The sequence below is a fragment of the Adhaeribacter arboris genome, assembly GCF_003023845.1.
GTDB classification, from domain to species: Bacteria; Bacteroidota; Bacteroidia; order Cytophagales; family Hymenobacteraceae; genus Adhaeribacter; species Adhaeribacter arboris.
In genome coordinates, this window is record NZ_PYFT01000001.1 from 6,071,418 (window position 1) to 6,088,969 (window position 17,552).

A 17,552-nucleotide genomic window follows, 5' to 3' on the forward strand; every position below is an offset into this window, starting at 1 on the left:
CTTAGTTTTGACCGTAAGAAATAACCTTTATTCAATTGGTAATTCTTAACTTGGTACATAAAAATTGCCAGTATAAAGTTTTTTCGCTTTACTCCCCGACATAAATTTCAAAACTGTATAATCGCTGGCCCAGCCAAAATTATTCAGTACTTTTCTCATCTCCTATCCAACACTAGCTTATGAAATTTCTTAATACTCTTCTTTTTGCGGCTTTATTGCTATCATTTAAAAGTTTATACGCGGCTAAAGTAGATTCCCTGGATATTCCGAGTGCGGCTATGCACAAAAGTTACAAAGCCGGGGTAATAGTGCCAAATGCGTACGCTAAAAGTAAAGCTGCTTTTCCGGTGCTGTATTTACTACACGGTGGGGGCGGGCATTTCAGCGATTGGCTCCGGCAAACCCCCGATAAGCAACTGCTGCACAAATTAGCCGACCAGTACCGGATTATTATTGTAACCCCCGAAGGGGAAAGGTTAAGCGGTTACCTGGATAGTCCTCTTCAGAAAGACAATCTCTTTGAAACCTACATTACCAAAGAAGTAATTACTAAAATTGACAATACCTACCGTACCATTCGCGACCGCAAAGGCCGGGTAATTACCGGTTTAAGCATGGGTGGCCACGGATCGCTTTACCTGGCTACGCGCCACCCGGATCTTTACTGCGCGGCCGGCAGCATGAGTGGTGCCGTAGACCTAAACGCCACTACCTGGAATATAACGCCGGAGTTTGCCAAACAAATAGAACCCGGATTTACGCGTATTTTAGGTCCGCTCCAATCAAAGCCTGACCTCTACGCCGCTAATTCGGTGGTATACATGACGAATAAAATGAAGGCAAACGACGTGAAATTAATTATTGATTGCGGGGTAGATGATTTTCTGATTGAGCCGAACCGCGAACTGCACCGCCGCCTGGTTTACGAGAAAGTGCCGCACGATTATACCGAAAGACCCGGTGGGCATACCTGGGATTATTGGGAAAATTCCTTGTCGTACCACGTGCAGTTCTTCTACCAGATTTTGAAAAACAACAGTGCAATAGTGCTGTAATAGTTGTTTGCTTCTGTTCTAAACAGGTTATCTATGATTGAGCATTCTGACTTTTAGAACAAACGCGCTTAAGATTTTAACCTTGGATTTCGAATACCAAGCTAAATTTATTTCTGTCAAGTGTTCCGTTGAGTAGGAAGCAACGGGTTGTTTAACCTTAAACAAACTAATACACACACCATTATGGCTATGGACTATAGACTAAATACTAATATGAAATTTTTAAAAAACTTACTGCTGACGGGATTAAGCGGGTTGTTTTTTTCTCCGGCTATTCAGGCAGCTAAGGTAGATACCCTGGAGATTACCAGTAAAATAATGCAGAAACGCATCCGGGCGGCCGTGGTGTTGCCGTCTAGTTATAAGAAAGTTAAAAAGCCTTTTCCGGTTCTGTACCTGTTGCACGGCGGCACGGGTAACTACCGCGATTGGCTAAGTAAAACTCCGGATAAAACTTTACTTCACCGGTTAGCAGATCAGTATAACTTAATTATCGTTACCCCGGACGGCGGACCAACCAGCTATTATTTTGATAGCCCCTTGGATAAAAATAGTCAGTACGAAACATTCATCTCCCAAGAGCTTATAGAAAAAGTAGAAGGCACTTACCGCACCGTGCGGGACCGAAAAGGACGGATAATTGCCGGCTTATCTATGGGCGGACACGGCGCCATCTATATTGCCACTAAACATCCGGATTTGTACTGCGCGGCGGGTAGTATGAGCGGGGTAATGAATATTAATACCGCCACCTGGAAAGTGCCAGCCGACTTCGCTAAATTACGGGCCCAGAACTTTGTCCGATTGCTGGGTGCCCCGCAAGATACTTTAAATCCCTATCCGGCTTATACGGCCGTGGGAATGACCGACCAGATAAAGGCAAGTAGGTTAAAGCTGGTTTTTGACTGCGGCGTAGACGATTTTTTAATTGAGCCCAACCGCGATTTACACCGGCGCTTAACAGCAAACAAAACGCCGCACGATTATACCGAAAGACCCGGCGGGCATACGTGGCAATATTGGGAAAATGCTTTACCTTACCAATTAATATTCTTTTATAAGGTATTCGTAACGAACGGTGTTGCCCTTCCTTCTTCTTAACAGAAAACATATGTTTGTAAGCGTACAAATTGTATTTTACTTTTTACTAAATTTCCTTTTTTCGCCTGTTAAACCAGTGGCGTTGGGAGTAGTAAAAACGCAGGCCGGTTTAATATCCGGAGTAAAAAACCAAACGGGGGATGTGGCTATTTATAAGGGTATTCCTTTTGCGGCTCCGCCAGTAAAGGCCTTACGCTGGAAAGCTCCCCAACCCGTAAAGCCCTGGACGGGTGTTCGTCGCTGTGAAGCTTTCGGCCCCAGCCCCATGCAGACCGATCCGGCGCCGTTTAGCATGTGGAGCGCCGAGTTTTTAATTCCAAAAGAACCCATCAGCGAAGATTGTTTGTACCTGAACGTTTGGTCGGGCGCTAAAGCTGCGACCGAGAAAAGGCCGGTATTGGTTTGGATTTACGGTGGTGGATTTAACAGCGGCGGCAGTGCCGTACCTATCTACGACGGCGAAGCCATGGCCCAAAAAGGGATTGTGTTTGTGAGTATTAATTACCGGGTAGGAGTTTTTGGCTTTTTGGCTCATCCGGAATTAACGAAAGAATCAGGTAAGAATACCTCAGGAAATTATGGTTTGCTGGACCAGATAGCAGCTTTGCAGTGGGTACAGAAAAATATTGCGGCTTTTGGCGGTGATCCTAAAAATGTAACTATTGCGGGTCAATCGGCCGGGTCTATGAGTGTAAACTGTTTGGTTGCCTCGCCTTTAGCTAAGAATTTGTTTGTAAAAGCCATTGCTGAAAGCGGGGCTAATTTTTCCCGGGGCACTACTACGCTGCAACAAGCCGAACAAGATGGGGTAAAATTAGCCCAATCCTTACATGCTTCCTCGCTGGCTGATTTACGAGCAAAACCAGCTAAAGAGTTAATGCAGCCATCGCAAGCCCGCCGCGGACCCGTTACGGATGGCTACGTTTTACCAGCGTCCATAGCCGAAATATTTGCGGCCGATAAAGAAAATAAGGTAGCTTTATTAACTGGCTGGAACGAAGACGAAGGATTATTATCTGGTCCGTTAAAAAGCGCCGAAGAATTTCGCAAGCAAGCTGAACAACAATATGGTGCAGATGCCAAAACGTTTCTGGAATTATATCCGGCCACCGACGAACCTCAGGCCATTCATTCGCAATATAGATTGTCGCGGGATATGATTTTTGGCGTTCAGAATTATACCTGGGCACAAGTGCAGAGCCAAAAAGAAAAACAAAAAGTATTTGTTTACCGCTTCACCCGCAAAGTGCCCGCTACCGGCGAATACGTAAAATACGGGGCTTTTCATACCGGCGAAGTGCCTTACGCGTACGATAATTTAAAATTTGTCGACCGGCCTTGGGAACCCGTCGATCAGCAATTGGCAAAAACTATGTCTTCTTACTGGGTAAACTTTATTACCAAAGGAAATCCTAACGGACCGGGTTTACCCGAATGGCCGGCTTACAATAGTAGTAGTAGCCAGATAATGATTTTAAGCGATAAACCCGAAGCCCAGCCGCTACCCGATAAGCCCGCATTGGACTTTATAGCGGCTAAAATGGGAGGTAAATAGTTTTCTTAGTTAAGGAATATTGGTGAAATAGGCTACCAGTTATTGCCGTCCATCTCTATTTTTTACGTTTATCTTCCTTGAATCTCTGAAAAATAAACAATAGCTTTAAACACGCTTATTCATTTTAAATTAAACCTTCATGCAGCACAAAACACTTCTAAAAACCTTCTTTTTTCTTTTTTTAGCGATTGTAACTTTTCAGGTTCAGGCGCAAACCAAATTATTTAACGGTAAAAATTTAGATGGCTGGAAAGTACACGGCACCGAAAAATGGTACGTCGATAATGGGGAACTAGTCTGCGAAAGTGGCCCGGATAAACAATACGGCTACCTGGCTACCGACAAAACTTATAAGGATTTTGAACTAACCTTAGAATTTAAACAACAAGCCGACGGCAATAGCGGCGTATTTTTTCATTCTTCGCTCGATGGTACCAAAGTTTCGGGCTGGCAGGCAGAAGTGGCTCCTCCCGGAAAAAGCAGCGGTGGCATTTACGAGTCGTATGGCCGGGGTTGGTTAATTAAACCGGATCCGGAAAAAGATAAGGCACTTAAGATGGGTGATTGGAACAAAATGAAAATCCGGGTGGTGGGTAATCAGGTAACTACCTGGCTAAACGGAACCCAAATGGTAGAGCTAAACGACGAACAAATTGGCAGCAAAGACGGTGTACTTGCTCTGCAAATCCACGATGGGGGCGGCATTAAAGTACGCTGGAGGAACATCCGGGTAAAAGAACTAAGTAAATCATAAATACTTATTAAATCTCTTTTTAGGCAATGCCATTCCGGAAGGGATGGCATTATTTTTTTAGGCAGAGAATAGGTTTTTTGAATTTTAAAGAAATGTTTCGGGGTAGTAGCAGTTAATTTCATGCTGTTTTAAGTTAACTTAAGGAAACAAATTTTAAAATGATAAGGCATTTGCTCCTAGTCTTAAAACTCACCTTAGTGTTGCTGCTACTAACTCCACTAGCCTGGGGGCAGCCGGAACAGAAATTTCAATGGGCGAAACAAGGCGGTGGGCTCAGCTTCGATGAGGGAAGCAGCATTGGCGTAGATGCAGAAAGTAATAGTTATGTACTGGGTACTTTCAGCGATACGGCCCGGTTTGGAACCTTTACCGTTACGCCCACGCCTTTGGTAATTGGGTTCAGCAAAGATGCCGTTTTTATGGCGAAATACGATCCGAAGGGTCAGGAAGTATGGGCCATAAAAGTAAGCGACTCGAACCTGGATTTCGGGAACGACATGGCGGTAGATGATTTAGGCAATATTTACGTAACCGGCGGCTTCAGCGGCACCGTCCAATTCGGGACTACTACCTTAATCAGTAATGGTTACGGCGATATGTTTTTCGCCAAGTACGATACCAATGGTAGTTTTATCTGGGCCAAAAAAGGAGGAGGTTCCAGCTTTACCATTGCCAATAGTATTGCGCTGGATGGTAGCGGTAACAGTTACGTTACCGGTTATTTTCGGGCAAATGCGGTATTTGGCGCTTTTACTTTAACCAGTTTGGGCCGGGACGATGCTTTTTTGGTAAAGTACGATGCGGATGGAGACGTTTTATGGGCTAAAAGTGCCGGCGGTAAAGCCGGTACAGGCAGCACAGAAGGAACCGATGCTGTCGTAACTCTGGCCGGCGATTGTTTTTTTACCGGATTTTTTTACGGCCAAGCTACCTTTGATGCGGTTACTTTAACCGGCAGTAATAGCCCGGAATTAAAAAAAGACGTGTTTCTGGCCAAATACGATTCGGATGGTAACGTGCGATGGGCTCAAAAAATCAGTAATCCCGGCGAAGATACTCCCGGGGGTTTAGCCGTTGATTCCGCTGGTAATTGTTATGCGACGGGTGATTTTGTAGGTTCCGCCACTTTCGATGCTATTACTTTAACCAGTTACGGTGCCGAAGACGCTTTTCTGGTAAAGTATGATCCGGCGGGTAAAATAATTTGGGCCAAAAACCAGGGCGGACCAGCCAGCGATAAGGGCATTGATTTAGCTTTTCAGAAAGGAAAAATCTACGTTACGGGTACGTTTACCGGCACGGCTGTTTTCCAGAATACCGTTCTGACCAGTAAAGGAGGTTCGGACGTGTTTTTGGGACAATGGAATGCAGCGGGCCAAGAAATTTTTGCGGTAAAAGCCGGTGGGGAAGCACAAGATAAGGTAAGTAAAATTGCCTTAGATTCTACCGGCAATGCGTACGTGGCCGGCAGTTTTGAAAAGACCAGCTCTTTTGGCGATATTTCCATAACCAGTCAGGGAAATTTGGATGCATTTGTAGCCAAATTTGGCCAGCCGTTTACCGGATCGAATAATCCAACCATTACACTTTCCTCCTTAGAAAATTTTAATTACTGCGCCGGGCCCATTGTGTACCTTCCTTTTCGTACCAGCGGTTTTTTTAACCCGGATAATTCTTTTGTGGCCCAACTCTCGGATGCGACAGGTTCGTTTGCTGCTCCGGTTATTATTGGAACCAACTCCCGCAGCCCGATCATTGCGACTATTCCGGCCAATACGCCGGTGGGTAGTGGTTACCGCATCCGGGTAGTGGCAATTTCGCCGGCTATTAGCAGCAATACCAGCGAAACGGCTTTAGCTTTATTTCCCTTGGGTTTAGGAGCGCCCATTCCTAATATTATTACGCCCAACGGCGACGGCTTAAACGATACGTTTGCGTTGGTTTTATCCTGCCAGCAAGTAGAATTAAAAGTATATGACCGCTGGGGCAAATTGGTTTACGAGCAGACTGATTACCAAAATACCTGGAATGGCGCTAACCTCGCCGAAGGTACTTATTTTTACCAGTTGCATTCCTCTAAAGGGCAAAGTTGGAAGGGCTGGGTAGAAATAAGCCGGTAAGTTTTCGAGCATATTTTCAACGACTTTAACTAGAAAGTATTTACTAATATTCTACCAGTCGTTTTTAAATAAATCTCCTTAGAGCATATTCCAACTTATACAGTTTATTTAATAGATATAAAAGATTACGGGCCAAAGATAGTGAGTTAAGACAAGCGGAAAGAAGCTATCTTACAGGGGGAGAACTTATCTGACCCAGTGCGGAGGAACTTAAAAAAATTAGCCCCGAAACATTTACATGCTCGGGGCCAGGATTTGCTTTACTTGTTATTTGATTTATCGCGCGTAATATTTTCTTTGCAGATCTTCCGGTAAACCGATTCCTTCGAAACGGTAATTGCCGGTTTGAGTTTTGGCGAACTCCATTCGACGGGCATGGTCAAAAAGGGGATGAGCCGCTTCTTCAGCCCGGCAATTCTGGCAAAGCATATGGATGTTAAACCACGAAGCCCGAAGCGAATCTGCTTCGGCTCCGCAGCGATGACAAATTTGTTTACAATAGCGCATGATCTTTATTCGGTTTGGTTGGATGGATTAGTTTGATGCTTTTATATTAATATATAACAATGTTTTAATATAATAAAGTTAACGATTATTTTTAATTAAAGTTCGGAGAATAATAAAAAATATTAAAAAATTTAAATATTTAATTTAAGTCTAGTTTAAAGCAATACAATTCATTGAATTAATGGTGATAAACCCCCGGGAATTTTCCTATTTGCTTTTACCCAGATGTAATATTTTGCTTTAACGGTAGTATTTACTGGCTTATTTTACTACGTTCCAATAATCTCAAATCAGGATAAACAAACAAAGTGCCAGCCCCTTTTTTATTAAGGGTATTAGTAAGATTTGCCGACCCATTTTCTATTACCAGAAGCCCTACTATTTATATCAATTTATTCGTTCAGGTTAACAGATATTACCAAATAATTTAGAAATTTTCTAAATCTGAATAATTATAGATCAATAGGAGTAGAGCAGAGATAGTAGTTTCGCTCATCTACGTATCTAAAAAGCCGGGAGTGAGGAACAAAGAATTTCAATTACCAGGTGAGGCAAATAAGCAGCCGAGGATTTTCTGGCTAGAGATTAAAGGTGGATTTCTGTTAAAAAACTTTCTGATATAATTCTTTTGGCCGCGTTTCTTCCGGGTGCCCAACTTCCAGCAATTCGTATACATTTTGTTTAATCGTGTGCGCGATATCGCCAATGGGCAAATCGTTGCAATCCAAGCCAAACGGATCCTCAATTTCTTCGGCCATTAATTCTACGCCAATAAAAGCAAAGAAAATAAACATTATTAACCCAATGCCGGCGTAACCAAAATCGGGCAATAAGCCGAAAGGAAGAATTAACGTGTAAGCCGAGATGTACAGTTTCAGGTAAACGTTGTAGGAAAAAGGAATGGGCGTTTTCTTGATGCGTTCGCACGCGCCGGCTACGTCCAGCAGCGTTTGGGTGTGCATTTTTATATTGATCAAGTCTTCGCCGGTTAGGTCGCCCGATCTGACTTTTTCCTGCACTTGTACCTGAATTTGGGTAGCGATATAATTAGGCAGGTGATTCTTGGTAGCGTATAGAGCCTGTTCTTCCGGCGAAACATGAATAAGTTCGTTTATTTTTACTCCTCCGCGTAAATGTTCTTTTAAGGCAAGGCAAAAATTAGCAATATGCGCCGCCAGGTACCTACGGCTCGGCAGATCGGAAGCGGGCAAAGCCGCGTGCAGCAACATGGCCAAAGTACGGCAATTATTGACCAGATTCCCCCACTGCCGACGGCCTTCCCACCAACGGTCGTACGCCGAATTTGTCCGGAATACCAACAAAATGGAAAGCACAATCCCCAACAGCGAAAAAGTGCCGGTTTCTATTCTCCAATGCGTTAGCTTAAACACATCAATCACTAAGTAACTGATAAGGGCCATGCCAGCTCCTACCCACAAGGTACTGCGCACAATTTTTTGCATGGTGTAGCTCCGGTATAAGTGCTTTACATCGCGCAGCCAGCTTTTATTCGATTCATATATAATCATAACCTGCTTTAATAAAATAAACTAATCTGAATTTACTGGTAATGATAAGCAAACCATCAGAAATATTGAACTATGTTGTAAGATTGCCTTGGCTTGTAGCCTAACAGATTAGATAGGAGGGTAGAATAATAACGGGTTTTAAGAAAAACGAGAATCTAATAACAAATGACTAAAGCAAATGGGGCGCTGCTACTAAAGTTGCTCGGATAGGTACTTTAATGAGAATGGAGTAATACTTCCCGCTTATGTTGATTGCCCTTTAAATTTTTGTTAAGTTTCGGTTACGAGCTAGAAAGCCGAATCCGCTCCTGTAATTTTAGCCTTTCATTTATGAAGCCATGAAGAAACAACTTTACTTATTCGTTTTATCACTCGCTTTTTAAGTAGCTGGTTTACGGGAAGTGCCCAAACCCCGACGAACAATCCGCAAGCGAAGAATGTATTATTGCCCAACGGCTGGTCTTTAAGTCCGGCGGGGCGTTCTTTACCATTAGGGGATTTACCTTTAAACCTACAATTATCTCCTTCTAAAAAATTACTGGCGGTAACTAACAATGGGCACGGTAACCAAAGCATTCAACTCATTAATCCGGGAACCGAAAAATTACTGGACGAGAAGCCCATTAAAAAATCCTGGTACGGTTTAAAATTCAGCGCCGATAGTAAAAAATTGTACGCTTCGGGCGGCAACGATAATCGCATTCTGGTGTATCCCATTGTAAATAATAAATTAGGTTCGGCGGATACCATTGTTTTAGGACAACCCTGGCCCAAAGATAAAATCAGCCCAACGGGTTTGGATGTAGACGATAAAAAGAAAGTGCTGTACACCGTTACCAAAGACGATAGTACCTTGTACGTGGTAGATTTAACCACCGGAAAAACCCGGCAAAAAGTAAAATTAGGTTATGAGGCTTACGCCTGTTTACTCTCGCCGGATAAAACCGAATTGTATATTTCGCTTTGGGGCGGCGACAAACTAGCCATTTACAACACTACTACTCAGAAAATAACCACCGAAATAAAAACCGAAAGCCATCCGAACGAATTGCTGTTAACTAAATCGGGTAAATACCTGTTTGTGGCCAACGCCAATGATAATTCGGTATCGGTAATAGAAACGAAAAGCCGAAAAGTCATCGAGATTATATCGGCGGCTCTTTATCCTACCAAATTAACCGGTTCTACTACCAACGCTTTGGCCTTATCGCCCGACGAAGAAACTTTATACATTGGCAATGCCGATAATAACTGCGTCGCAGTTTTTAACGTGGAGGAGCCGGGTAAAAGCAGCGCCTTAGGCTTTATCCCAACGGGTTGGTATCCGACTAATATTAAAACTTCAGGTAAAAAAATAATGGTGGCGAATGGCAAAGGATTTTCGTCGTTGCCTAATCCGGCGGGGCCGCAACCCCTAAAAGAAACCGATAACAGTGGTTCGCACAGGGGAGTTACCGATAAGCAGGAGGTACAATATATTGGTGGTTTATTTAAAGGTACTTTATCTTTTATCGACCGGCCCAAAGAAGCCCAACTGAAAAGTTATTCGCAGCAAGTTTATAAAAATACGCCTTTTACTCTGCAAACCGAAGCACAAGCTAAAAGCGAAGCGGGTAATCCGGTACCGGGCAAACCGGGCGAGAAATCACCGATTAAATACATTTTTTACGTGATTAAAGAAAACCGCACCTACGATCAAATTTTAGGTGACATGAAAGAAGGCAACGGTGACCCGAACCTGTGTTTGTTTCCGGAAAAAGTTACGCCTAACCACCACGCTTTGGCGCGTGAATTTGTATTGCTCGATAACTTTTACGTGAATGCCGAAGTTAGCGCCGATGGCCATAACTGGAGCATGGCCGCTTACGCGAACGATTACGTGGAGAAAACCTGGCCCACCAGTTACAGCGGCCGGGGAGGAACCTACGATTACGAAGGAACCCGTAAAGTAGCTTACCCACGGGATGGCTTTATCTGGGATTATTGTTTACGGGCCGGCGTAAGCTACCGGAGCTACGGTGAATTTGCGAATAAAGGCAAGACTAGTTTAAAATCTTTACAAGGGCGTATTTGCAAAGCGGCTCCGGGCTTTGATATGGATATTAAAGATTTAGAACGTGTTAGAATCTGGAAACAAGATTTTGATTCTTTACTGGCGAAAAACGCGGTGCCGCAATTTAGTACTATTCGTTTATCTAACGACCATACCAGCGGCCAGCGCAAAGGCAAATTTACGCCTATTGCCGCTGTGGCCGATAATGATTTAGCTTTGGGCCAGTTAGTAGAGCATATTTCGAAAAGTTCTATCTGGAAGGAAGCAGCCATTTTCGTGCTCGAAGACGACGCCCAGAACGGCCCCGATCACATTGATGCCCACCGTTCGCCCGCTTTTGTGATCAGCCCATATACCAAACGGAATTCCGTGAATCATACCATGTATACCACCTCCGGTATGCTGCGCACGATAGAGTTAATTCTGGGTTTGCCGCCGATGAGTCAGTACGATGCGGCGGCTCTTCCTATGTTCGGTTGTTTTTCCCCGCAAGCTGATTTAACAGGTTATACTGCCAAACAGGCGCAAGTAGACCTGGAAGAACGCAACGTAGTCTGGAACAAAAGCGCCGAACGGTCCGAACATTTTAATTTGGCCGCCGAAGATTCCGCGCCGGATCTGGATTTAAACGAAGTAGTCTGGAAATCGGTAAAGGGCGAAGATTCCGTTATGCCTGCTCCCCGCCGCAGCGCCTTTTTAAAAGTGAAGATAGAAGAAGAGGAAGAGGATGATTAATTACCTATTTCATAAGTAAATCTAAATTACTTTTACGGCAGTAAAATAGCTGGATAAATCAATTCAGGTTTACATGAGCCATTATAAGGTAAAAGCCGCCAAGCATTTGCTGGATTCAGACATTAAAGCTATTCTTCATTTTTGGGAAATGCATACCCTGACACCGGATGCTTTCAGAGAAAAATTTAAGAATTCAGAGTTTCATTTAGTAAAAGATTATTCTTCGACCATTCGGGCAGTGGCCCGGGTAAATTTTGATTTTAAACTCCGGATAAATGAACAATTGTTTGCGTATCCGGAGTTTGGCGGTTTTGTCGCCCTGCCCCAAGGCAAAGGGTACGGCACCGAATTGCTGCAATATTTAATTCAAAATTTAAAAAAGAGAAAATTAGAAGCGCTCGGCTTTTGCGAAAAACCACTGCGGCCTTATTACGAAAAATGCGGCATCCGGATTTTATATGACCAAGCTAAGTTCTTAAGAACCGCCGAACAAAATGAATGGATACCTTCCAGCGACGATGATATTTTAGATTTAACCCTCTCGCCGGCTAGTTGGCAGCAACTGCAAAGTTTAAGTCCGGCTAATTTAGCCTATTTGGTAGAAGATTAAACTAAGATATCCCTTTTTGTTGCTATAAATCAGATTAACTGCTGGAGTGTTATTTCGGAAAACTACCTGATAATATCGTTTCTCCTCTATTACCTGCCATAAAAGTTACAAACTCGGTAGGTTGGGAAAACGAGATTGTCCGAAACCTAGGTTCAGAACAAGTAGAATACCGTCTTTTCTATTCTTTCGAGTCATCCTGAAAGGATCTAACCGGTTTAAAGCAACTGCTGGAGGCATCCTAAAAAGATTATTCGTTGCTTTCAGGAGGTAATCACCGGTTTTACTTCTCTCCGGTTCTTGTTTTCGGCTGATTAGATCCTGGCAGGATGACGGCGAAAAGGGTTGCTAGTGGTAACTTGATCACTTGAAAGGCAGATTTCGGACAAGCTTGTTTGGAAAAGCTGCTGGGTTTCATCCGCCGCCGTTAGGGCAGTTGATTTAGGCGATTTGGAATAAGTAGCTGCTAAACTCTTCTTAAATTTTAAGTAAGCGTAGAGTTTTAAACTAAATTAAAAAATCTGTACGGAACGGATTTAAAGCGTGAAATAGCTTTATAAGGTGCTTCAAAAGGAAGACTTGCAAAAGTAGGAAGTTTAAAAAGTTCCTAATTCTAAAAGCTTGTACTCCTGTTTTAAGCCATAAATAGCTTAGAAGGCTTGTTAATAAAAGCAGGTTTCTGATTAGGATTTTGATTGTTTGATTTGAGTAAGCAATTTCGTTAGTTCGTCGGGCCTGTTTGTGCCAATTAAAAGTTTGTTGCCGTCCGTAAATTCAAGCTGCAAACCTTGGTTTCCGGAGACATTCAATGCGCTTCCTTTTCCGAAACTGCCCGAGCGTAACCCCCAGCCGCCAAACTCACGGATAGGTTTATATTCTCTCACGTACGACTTAGCTATTTTGTTCCAGTCATAATAACGGAAGGATAAATGAAAAGGAAAGAATCTGACATAGATGCCATCCTCCTTTATCTGCGTATCTAATCGGAAATTGATAAACAGGATAGTTAACAGCAGGAAAAACCCGGCGGATATTAGTAGTGCAGTATTACTCATAGGATTATTGCCCCATGGTTGACCGCCAATTACTTGTTTAAAAACCCCGAATAGGAATATTCCATTTATTCCTAATAAGATTACCCAAAGCCACCATTGTTTAAATCTTTGGGTTTCCGAGAATAAAACGCTGGTTTTCATATCTACTAATTTTTATATCCATTACTAGTAAAACAGTTTTATATGAATAACGTAAGCAATCGGTTAAATGACTGAAAACAAATAATTTAGTAAACGGTTATGGAACAAGGCATTAAAGGGGCTATATAAAGAGGAGAAGTGCCTTCTCGCATGAGCTGCTTTCTACTACTACAATATAACCCAAAATATTACTTAATGCCTGTATCTGCCTTAATTACAGAAAGTTAAATAATAAATCGGAATTTTACAAGTCAACTTACTCATATAATTTAGAAGTTAATGCCAAAAAAAGTCGTCATTGTGGGAGGTGGATTTGCTGGATTGAACCTGGCCAAAAAATTGTCGAATAACCGGCATTTTGAAGTAACCGTGGTGGATATTAATAACTATCACTTTTTCCCGCCTTTACTGTATCAGGTTTCTACTGCCTTTATCGAAGCAACTAATATTTGTTATCCATTCCGGAGACTGTTTCAGGGCCGGCAGAACGTTCGGTTTTACATGGGCAAACTTTTAAGAGTTATACCCGAATCCAATACGATTGAAACCGATAATGGGAGTTTGAGTTACGACTACCTGGTATTGGCTATGGGAACCGAAACTAACTTCTTCGGAAATGAAAATGTAATAAGGAGCGCCTTGCCCATGAAAACCGTAGACGAGGCTTTGAACGTCCGGAACCACATTCTCCTGCACGCCGAAGAAGCCATACGGGCCCCATCTTTGCCGGAAAAAGCGAGATTAGCCAATATTGTAATTGCCGGTGGTGGCCCCACCGGTGTAGAAATGGCGGGTATGCTGGCCGAAATGTCCCGGAACATTGTAGCTAAAGATTATCCGGAGGCCGCCGGCAATATAGCGAGCATTTATTTAATAGATGGGGCGCCTACCTTACTTGGTCCCATGAGCACAAAAGCCCAAAAAGAAGCGTACCAGGTTCTGAACAAACTCGGGGTAAAAATAATCTTAAATACCCTGGTTAAAGATTACGTGAATGATGAAGTACTACTTTCTAACGGGGAAAAACTAAGTTCCGCCACCTTAATCTGGGCTTCGGGAGTGGTGGCGCGGGAAGTAGTGGGGCTGCCCAAAGAAGCGATAACCAGAGGTCGGCGGATTCTGGTAGACGAAATAAACCGGGTAACTGGCTTTACCAATATTTTTGCCATCGGAGACCAATGCGCACAAACGAGTGATAAGGATTATCCGAACGGCCACCCGCAACTGGCCCAGGTGGCCATCCAGCAAGGTCAGTTGTTAGCCGAAAATTTAGAAAGACTGGAAGAAAATAAACCGGTAAAAGCTTTTCGGTATAACAACAAAGGCAGCATGGCCATTATTTCTAAATACAAAGCCGTTGTTGATTTACCCAAAGGATTTTTCAAAGGTTTTTTTGCCTGGCTGGTTTGGTTGTTTATTCACATTATCCCTTTGGTTGGCTTCCGGAATAAATTAAATCTTGCCTATAACTGGATGTGGAGTTTTATAACCAATGACCCAACCCTACGACTCATTATCCGGCCCGGTAAAAAAGAAAATCAGTCTAATAAGACGGCAGTGGTTAATTCTTAATCGAAGTTTTATTTATAAGGTGAGTGGCGAAAAGACGATAATGAATATTTTGTTAAAGTACCATCCTTAATTTTTAGTTTATTTCACGAGTAAACACCGTAATTATTTAAAATCCGGTAACTGGTTAATAGTCCGGGTAATAAGTTTAATTTATACCAACCTAAAATTACATGGGTGTTTTTAATTGCTACCTGACAGGCCATCTCATCATTCCCGAAATGTTACCTGCTAGCTCGAATACTTTATCAGGTTTGTTCTATTCGGGTAATCGGAATCGGCTTATTTCTTAAATAAAGTGATACCCCAAAAGAAGTTATCCGGAGGAGCAGAATCCCAGTTGTTATAGCCATGACCTGAGTCGGATTTGTATTTTAATTTATAAGCACCGGCAGGAAGCGTAATTATTGCTACTACCCGTTGATTTTTAATAGCTCCCCCAGCCCGAACGGCCGGTTGTGATGGCATCTGCCAAACCACTTTTCCGTTTGCATCTTCAATCCAACCATAATCACACCAGGAGGTAAAATCAACGGAACAATTTTCTCCTACTCCATAAACGTTAATTTCTGTTGGTTTTGTAAGGGAAAAAGAAGCAACCTCTTCCTTATTGATACCGACATTTTTTAATTCTGCCATAACAGGGGTTTGAGGGAGAGGGGAACTATTGGTAAAATTTAGGTGCGCATACAAATCATACAGTTTATTTACCATAGTCGTTTGGCCACTCACAGCATAAAGAGAAGCCTGGGTAATAATTTCTTTATTATAAAATTCTTTAAAAGTAGAACTGCCGCGTTGCGTAATATTTTTTATCAATTCCTTTGGTGGTAAACGATAATCTAAGTTCTTTAAATTTTTATCTTGGTTGATAAAGTATTTATAAAATGCCTGGCCTAACGGGGATGTAAATAAATCTCCATCGCCCAAAGGAAAAGGAGTACTGAGTTTATCGATGTTGGTAAGTGCCACTAAGGTGAGATGACGACTAGGTACTTTTACAAAAAGAGCCGATTCTCCCTGGGTTTGCCCATAATGCCAGTAAAAATTGATTCCTTTGTAATTCTGAACAAACCATCCTAAACCATAAGGGGTGGGGTGGCCGTTTTTCGTGCGGTTTGGTGTAAAAATTACTTTTTGAGTTTGTTGGCTAATAAATTTATACTGGTCAATGGCCGCCGAGTATTTTAAAAGATCATGCACGTTCGAGGTAAGTCCACCGAAAGCACCGAACTCATCTAAGTACTTCGTTTCAGCTATTTCTCCTTGCTGGTTTAATTCGTATGGTTTAGCCAGATTGGTAAACGCTTTTTCAAAAAAAGGCTGCATTTCCTTATGTGCTTGTACGTAAGCAAAGTAAGTAAATAAGGGCATCCCGGGAGCAGAATTATACAGTTGGGCCGGTTGAAGTATATTTTCCATAATAAGCTGATAAAATGGTTTTCTAGCAGCTTTTTCTATAATAACTCCCAGTTTGCCGAACCGAAATCCATTGTATTGAAAATGGGTGCCCGGTTCACCTTCTGAAGTATGGGTAAGTAAGTGCCTGACGGTTATGCTGGGATTGCCAAAATCTAATCCAAATTCTGTAATGGGAGTGTCGAGCTCAAGTTTTCCCTGCTCCACCAATTGCATGATAATGGTAGAGGTAAATGTTTTAGTAACAGAAGCAATCCGGAAAGTAGTACTGGAAGAAACTTTAACATTATTCTGGATATCGGCATACCCCAATCCTTTTTCGTAGATTATGGAATCACCTTTGCTAATGGCTACGGCCATTCCTGGAATTTTTAAAAGAGATCGGATATGGTCTAAGTCTATTTCAAATTTTTGATTTTGCCGGGATTGGGCACGAGTAGCAGAAACTACTATAAAAATAAGCAAGATACAACTGCAGTAAAACCGTTTTTTCTTCATGAATACAGCTACTCTATTTATAAAGAAGATTATTTAGCAACTAAGCGAGAGAAATAACTTTAGCTTTCATTCCGCTTGTGAAACAATAATTAATATACTGCTAAGTACTCAGGTAAAAAACAGACTAGCTAAAAAAGGTAAAACTTAATGCAAAATTTATTCGCCAGCTTTATTTACCGACCTATTTTCTGCCCCAACTCATTTATTTAAGAAAGGTATGTAAAATGGAACAAAAACTTTAAGATAAAGTGCTAGTAGCTACAGGTAGTTTCTTCTTCCAATCCTTTTGGTTTATCTGAAACCAGTAGTGTTCCATTCCTTCGTAAGAAAAGGTTTCCAGAAGGGTAAATCCCACTTTTTCTAAAACCTTTCGTGATCCGGTATTTTGGATATCCGCCATGGCAAAAACTTCCGGTAAGTTTAGTTGATGAAAAGCGTAGTACAAAGTTGCTTGCGCCGTTTCGGTGGCGTAGCCCTTTCCCCAGTGTTTTTTTAGAAATCGGTAGCCTAAATCGTAATAATTCGTGTGGTTGTTAATTGTTTGGGTAATCCGTTTCAACCCGGACCAACCCAGAAACTCGTTGGTGTTTTTGTCTATTACGGCCCACCGGGCAATGCCATTCTCAGCGTACTGCTGCCTGATAAATTGAAGGTTTTTCCGGGCTTGTTCTACGCGGGTAATCGGTTTGTTCCCTAAAAATGTATGCACTTCGGGATCGGAGTCTAAAAGAAAAAGACCGGCCTCATCTTCCGGCAATATTTCTCTTAAAAGGAACCGTTCGGTTTCGGCAAAAATTTTCATTGTAGATTTTAGGTAAGCTGGTTATTATAAGGTTGAACATTACCGATTGAGT

The 17,552-nt window shown here is 42.4% G+C and carries 13 protein-coding genes; 8 read left to right on the forward strand and 5 right to left on the reverse strand.

The window, feature by feature from the left end; all coding sequences use genetic code 11:
* Window positions 1-179: 179 nt before the first annotated feature.
* The 5 genes from AHMF7605_RS24685 (at window position 180) to AHMF7605_RS24705 (ending at window position 6,585) form a co-directional block, all read left to right on the forward strand.
* Window positions 180-1,055, forward strand: coding sequence for an alpha/beta hydrolase (locus tag AHMF7605_RS24685; RefSeq protein WP_106932632.1), 876 nt, complete (start codon window positions 180-182; stop codon window positions 1,053-1,055).
* 213 nt (window positions 1,056-1,268) lie between these two features.
* Window positions 1,269-2,156: an alpha/beta hydrolase gene (locus AHMF7605_RS24690; protein WP_106932633.1), complete on the forward strand. Its 888-nt coding sequence runs from the start codon at window positions 1,269-1,271 to the stop codon at window positions 2,154-2,156.
* A gap of 10 nt (window positions 2,157-2,166) precedes the next feature.
* Complete coding sequence (locus tag AHMF7605_RS24695) at window positions 2,167-3,711, forward strand: carboxylesterase/lipase family protein (RefSeq protein ID WP_106932634.1); 1,545 nt, start codon at window positions 2,167-2,169, stop codon at window positions 3,709-3,711.
* A 139-nt stretch (window positions 3,712-3,850) separates the two neighbouring features.
* Window positions 3,851-4,465 (forward strand): 3-keto-disaccharide hydrolase, encoded by a 615-nt coding sequence (locus AHMF7605_RS24700; protein ID WP_106932635.1) that lies wholly within the window; start codon window positions 3,851-3,853, stop codon window positions 4,463-4,465.
* Window positions 4,466-4,662: 197 nt separating this feature from the next.
* Entirely contained in the window at window positions 4,663-6,585 is a 1,923-nt protein-coding gene (locus AHMF7605_RS24705) for an SBBP repeat-containing protein (protein ID WP_158267613.1), read from the forward strand.
* 276 nt (window positions 6,586-6,861) lie between these two features.
* Here AHMF7605_RS24705 and AHMF7605_RS29530 read toward each other — a convergent pair whose 3' ends face one another.
* Window positions 6,862-7,092, reverse strand: coding sequence for a hypothetical protein (locus tag AHMF7605_RS29530; RefSeq protein WP_146153667.1), 231 nt, complete (start codon window positions 7,090-7,092; stop codon window positions 6,862-6,864).
* A 602-nt stretch (window positions 7,093-7,694) separates the two neighbouring features.
* The gene (locus tag AHMF7605_RS24710; protein ID WP_106932637.1) at window positions 7,695-8,621 is read right to left on the reverse strand and encodes a bestrophin family protein; all 927 of its coding nucleotides are present in this window, start codon (window positions 8,619-8,621) and stop codon (window positions 7,695-7,697) included.
* A 445-nt stretch (window positions 8,622-9,066) separates the two neighbouring features.
* On the opposite strand from AHMF7605_RS24710, the gene AHMF7605_RS24715 reads away from it, so the two are divergent.
* Both AHMF7605_RS24715 and AHMF7605_RS24720 read left to right on the forward strand, forming a co-directional pair.
* Window positions 9,067-11,409 (forward strand): bifunctional YncE family protein/alkaline phosphatase family protein, encoded by a 2,343-nt coding sequence (locus tag AHMF7605_RS24715; protein ID WP_233219245.1) that lies wholly within the window; start codon window positions 9,067-9,069, stop codon window positions 11,407-11,409.
* Between the two features lie 73 nt (window positions 11,410-11,482).
* Window positions 11,483-12,019 (forward strand): GNAT family N-acetyltransferase, encoded by a 537-nt coding sequence (locus AHMF7605_RS24720; RefSeq protein ID WP_106932639.1) that lies wholly within the window; start codon window positions 11,483-11,485, stop codon window positions 12,017-12,019.
* 680 nt (window positions 12,020-12,699) lie between these two features.
* Here the strand turns inward: AHMF7605_RS24720 and AHMF7605_RS24725 are convergent.
* Window positions 12,700-13,212 (reverse strand): hypothetical protein, encoded by a 513-nt coding sequence (locus AHMF7605_RS24725; protein ID WP_106932640.1) that lies wholly within the window; start codon window positions 13,210-13,212, stop codon window positions 12,700-12,702.
* 279 nt (window positions 13,213-13,491) lie between these two features.
* Here AHMF7605_RS24725 and AHMF7605_RS24730 point away from each other — a divergent pair, with 279 nt between their 5' ends.
* Window positions 13,492-14,784, forward strand: a complete 1,293-nt coding sequence (locus AHMF7605_RS24730; RefSeq protein WP_106932641.1) for an NAD(P)/FAD-dependent oxidoreductase — start codon at window positions 13,492-13,494, stop codon at window positions 14,782-14,784.
* A 279-nt stretch (window positions 14,785-15,063) separates the two neighbouring features.
* On the opposite strand, the gene AHMF7605_RS24735 is transcribed toward AHMF7605_RS24730, so the two are convergent.
* Both AHMF7605_RS24735 and AHMF7605_RS24740 read right to left on the reverse strand, forming a co-directional pair.
* Window positions 15,064-16,665, reverse strand: coding sequence for a serine hydrolase domain-containing protein (locus tag AHMF7605_RS24735; protein WP_158267614.1), 1,602 nt, complete (start codon window positions 16,663-16,665; stop codon window positions 15,064-15,066).
* Between the two features lie 271 nt (window positions 16,666-16,936).
* A complete protein-coding gene (locus tag AHMF7605_RS24740) occupies window positions 16,937-17,500 on the reverse strand; it encodes a GNAT family N-acetyltransferase (protein WP_106932643.1) in 564 nt (187 codons plus the stop codon).
* Window positions 17,501-17,552 lie beyond the last annotated feature (52 nt).